Origin of the sequence: Psychrobacter sp. TB67 (assembly GCF_000511065.1) — a bacterium.
Taxonomy (GTDB): Bacteria; Pseudomonadota; Gammaproteobacteria; order Pseudomonadales; family Moraxellaceae; genus Psychrobacter; species Psychrobacter okhotskensis.
In genome coordinates this window covers 1-3,978 of the sequence record NZ_AYYA01000024.1, presented here as the reverse complement: position 1 = coordinate 3,978, position 3,978 = coordinate 1, and the positions used below count along the sequence as shown (strand labels likewise).

The window sequence follows — 3,978 nt, the reverse complement described above, 5'->3', positions numbered from 1 at the left end:
TGTAGTGGTCAACTAATTTAGGACACCTGATAAGAGGTTTTGATTAAAGTAACGTCTTTCTGTTTCAGCTGGTGTTAAATAATTGTTGAAAGTGTGCGGTCTCACGGTTTGATAGTAGCCCCAGATATAATCACTAATGGCACTTTTAGCCTCAGCGATATTCTCATAACCGCCCTTTGGCATCCACTCTGTTTTGAAGCTTCTAAAGAAGCGCTCAGTTGGGGCGTTATCCCAACAATTTCCACGACGGCTCATACTCTGTGTCATACCGTCGCAATCATCGATTGATTCAGCAAATTTCTTACTGGTGTAATGCGTGCCCTGATCTGAGTGAAATAACACACCACTTGGTTTGAGTCTCGTCTGATACGCCATTTTCAGAGCGTTACCTGTCAGAATACTATCGGGTGAGTCTGAGACACTAAAGCCCACCACACGACGGGCGTACAGGTCTAAAACAACGGCTAGGTAACACCAGCCGCCTTTAATGCGAATATAAGTGACATCGCCCGTCCAGACTTGGTTGGGCGCCGTTGGGCTAAATCTGCGTTTTAAAAGGTTGTCATGGGTTTTATGTTCCTGATCAGCGTGCTTGTATTTGTGGGTCTTGAGCTGGCAACTGACCAGTTTCATTTGCTTCATAATCTTGGCAGCTAAGTAACGCGTTAGCCTAATACTGTGCTCATTCCACAGGATGGCGACAATGGTGCGAGCCCCAGCTGATTGTTTGGAGTCATTGAATATTTGACGTATCAAGGCTTTGAGTTTGACACGTTCAATATCGATAGGCTTAGTCTGTGTGCCATAGTAGTAGCTGCTTTTAATGATGCCAAATAAGTCACATAGTCGGCGTTTACTGACGCTTTTGTCTTGCTCTGCAAGCTTGCTTATCAGCGATAGCCGTTCAGGCTGTCCAAGGCCAGCAGAGCAGAAGCCTTTTTTAATATGTCGCGCTCCATAGTGAGTCGCTTAACCTGCTTACGCAATTCTTGTAGCTCGCGCTGTTCATCCGTTAAAGCGTTGCCGACTTTAGGTGCTTGGCCATTCGTTTCTTGTCGATACTGACTCAGCCATTTCTGCAGGGTGGATTTGCCAATGCCAAGTGAGCTTGCTACATCAGGTATTTTACGCTTATGCTCAGTCACTAAGCTGATGGCTTCAAGCTTGAATTCTCGGGTATATTGATTGCGATTGTTGGTCATACTAGTTTCCTTCTTTGGGTTATTATAACCTCTTAGAAGCTGTCCAATTTTATTATGCCACTACATGGACACCTATACCAGCACAGCGACCACACTCGTGGTCAAGCAAGAGGACAAGGCATCAGTCTTGAGACCCAAGCGGCAGGAACGCTGCAAGGTAGCACCGGTATTCATATCAGCAGTCAAAGCGCCAGTGCATCAAACGCGCACATGAGCCATAACAGTCATGGCAAATTGCAAACCGCCGATCAACACCAACAAGCATATGAGATGTTGAGAGAGACCCATCAGCCTGTGGGGTTAGAGGACGACTCTAGCAATAAGAAAAATAGAGAAAAAGATAGTGAAGACAGCCAAACGCCATTTGCTGAGTTTAGCAAAGACACGAACGATAGTGCGCTTAGTGAATCAGGACAATGGCAACAACCGCACTTGCTTATCGACTCCCAGCGTCATCTGGCACTCTTAAGTGGACAACACAGTCAGCATACCAGCACCCAAAGTACTCACAGTCATGCGACCGACAGCACGCATCATCATAGCCAAACGCAGATGAATCAGCTGGTGGCAGGAGATATTCACTACTACTCAAACAAAGCGCAGACTCATACTGCCGCGCATGGTGATGTCACGATACAAGCCCATCAAGAGCAAATGCGACTCGATAGTGAGCAAGTGCTACGCATTCATAGCCGAGACAGTATTGAGATCATCGCGCCTGATACGTTGACCCTAAAAGCTGCTGGTAGTGGTATTGAGATAGCAGGTGGTAAGGTGACGTTTATTACGCCGAAGCAAGTCGGGTATAAAGCGGCTAAGGTGGATTGGGGTAGTGGGGGTGGTATAGGGTTTCCAGCTGTGCATCTGCCAACAGCAAAACTGCTTGAAAATCTTGATTACTATCTGACATACATCGTCCATGATCAAGATGATGAACCGCTGCCTTTCACTAAATGTATGCTAGTTAAACCTGATGGTTCAACAGAGATGCACACGACTGATTACAAAGGTAAGCTAAAACTGATTGTTGATGATGAACCGAATGAGTATGAATTGCATGTGATGGTTCATCAAGAATACGATGGTGAGAGCACAACGTTTTGAATAAACAATAATAAAAAATGTCGTGAGTTAAACGAAACAGGTTTAATAGTCTTTAGATTAAAGGATATGAACAGTGGCAAAATATACTAGGTTTAAACTTATTATAAATAATAAAACAGACATCAAGAAATTGAAGTTTGATCTTGAGTATTGGGTCAATGTATCAATGAAAAAATATGGTAGACCAGGTGTATCTCTGGAGAAAAAAAGTGGAGGTAAAGACTTAATATTCAAATCTGATGGTAAGACAAAGACTTATGTATTACCAGATAACGCTACTAAGGCTAGATATATTATAAGAACGACTACGAAAGACAAAGATGGTGACAACTATCCTGCCATAGGGGGGTAGTTGGCGCTATAATTGTAGGTGTTACTGTAGGAACAGGAGGTATAGGAGGTGTAGTCATCGTAGGTCTGAGTGCAGTTGTAGGAGGTTTTGGAGGCGGATTGAGCTATGCTGAAGAAACCGTACAACTAAACTTGGTAAACTAAGCGTATTCACAGGAGTTTACCATGACCAAGAAAATCAGAACTTACAGCACAGAATTTAAAGCAGAAGCCGTTAAGAAGATAGCAAACAATAATGGCAATATCTCAGCGACCGCAAAGCAGCTTGGCATCGCCATGCAGACCTTATCTAATTGGCATAACAAAGCCAACCAAGGCAAGCTTGTAGGAACAGAGCAGTACGATCCACAGCTCATAGCCGTGATTGAAGAGAACAAGCGCCTCAAACGACAGCTTAAAGTAGCCGAAGAGGAACGAGAGATATTAAAAAAGGCGACGGCGTACTTTGCAAAGCACAGCTAGTCAGGTACGCCTTTATCAAAGATAACCAGCACTTCTTTAGCATCACCACTATGTGCCGTGTGCTAAAGATTAAGCATTCAAGTTACTACGACTGGCTGAGTCGCGATATCAGCGAGCAGCAGATACATCGCAACCATTGCGAGCTACTCGTTAAAGCCGCTCACAGTGAAAGTAAAGAACGTTATGGTTATGAACGTTTGCATGCAACGCTCACCGAGCAAGGCCATGACATTAGCCTATACATGGTTAGAAGCATTAAAGAGGAACATGGCATCAAATGCCGTCGCCACAAGCGCTTTAAAGTCACTACCGACTCCAATCACAACAAGCTGATCTATCCAAACGTACTGGATCAGAAGTTTGATGCCAGTCGCCCTAACCAAGCGTGGGTCAGTGACATCACCTATATTTGGACACTTGAGGGTTGGCTGTATTTAGCAGGCGTTAAAGACTTATACACTAAAGAGCTTGTCGGTTACGCTATTAACAAGCGTATGACCGCAGATTTAGTATGCCGTGCACTCAACATAGCGATTAAGAACAAACGACCCAGTAAAGGGCTAGTCGTTCACTCTGATAGAGGCAGTCAGTACTGTAGTCATGCCTACCATAAGATCATCAAGCAGCATCAGCTTACAGGCTCAATGAGCGCTAAAGGTAACTGCTTTGATAACGCACCTATAGAGAGCTTCTGGGGCGTATTAAAGAATGAGTTAATATATCATCAGGACTATAAGACCAGATTTGCCGCCATTACCGATATCATTAGATATATCGAGTTGTACTACAACCAAACGAGAATTCAAAAGGGTTTAGGCTATAAATCGCCAAGACAGGTGTGGTTTGACTATTATCGTCA

The 3,978-nt window shown here is 44.1% G+C and carries 4 protein-coding genes; 3 read left to right on the top strand and 1 reads right to left on the bottom strand.

The genetic code is table 11. From position 1 onward, the window contains the following. Positions 1 to 12: 12 nt before the first annotated feature. Positions 13 to 1,202, bottom strand: a protein-coding gene (locus W293_RS16035; RefSeq protein WP_101210725.1) for an IS3 family transposase whose coding sequence is annotated in 2 segments (ribosomal slippage) — positions 13 to 944 and positions 944 to 1,202 — 1,191 coding nt in all. Because the reading frame shifts where the segments join, the coding sequence is not laid out codon by codon here. Between the two features lie 54 nt (positions 1,203 to 1,256). Here W293_RS16035 and W293_RS0103140 point away from each other — a divergent pair. The 3 genes from W293_RS0103140 to W293_RS0103125 all read left to right on the top strand — a co-directional run. Further along, entirely contained in the window at positions 1,257 to 2,306 is a 1,050-nt protein-coding gene (locus tag W293_RS0103140; protein ID WP_025651049.1) for a DUF2345 domain-containing protein, read from the top strand. 73 nt (positions 2,307 to 2,379) lie between these two features. Next, the gene (locus tag W293_RS0103135; RefSeq protein ID WP_025651048.1) at positions 2,380 to 2,658 is read left to right on the top strand and encodes a hypothetical protein; all 279 of its coding nucleotides are present in this window, start codon (positions 2,380 to 2,382) and stop codon (positions 2,656 to 2,658) included. Positions 2,659 to 2,822: 164 nt separating this feature from the next. Next, positions 2,823 to 3,978 (top strand): IS3 family transposase gene (locus tag W293_RS0103125; protein ID WP_156915650.1). Its coding sequence is split into 2 segments (ribosomal slippage), with 1,157 coding nucleotides annotated over them: positions 2,823 to 3,081 and positions 3,081 to 3,978; the frame shifts between segments, so codons are not numbered across the junction. This gene is flagged as partial in the annotation.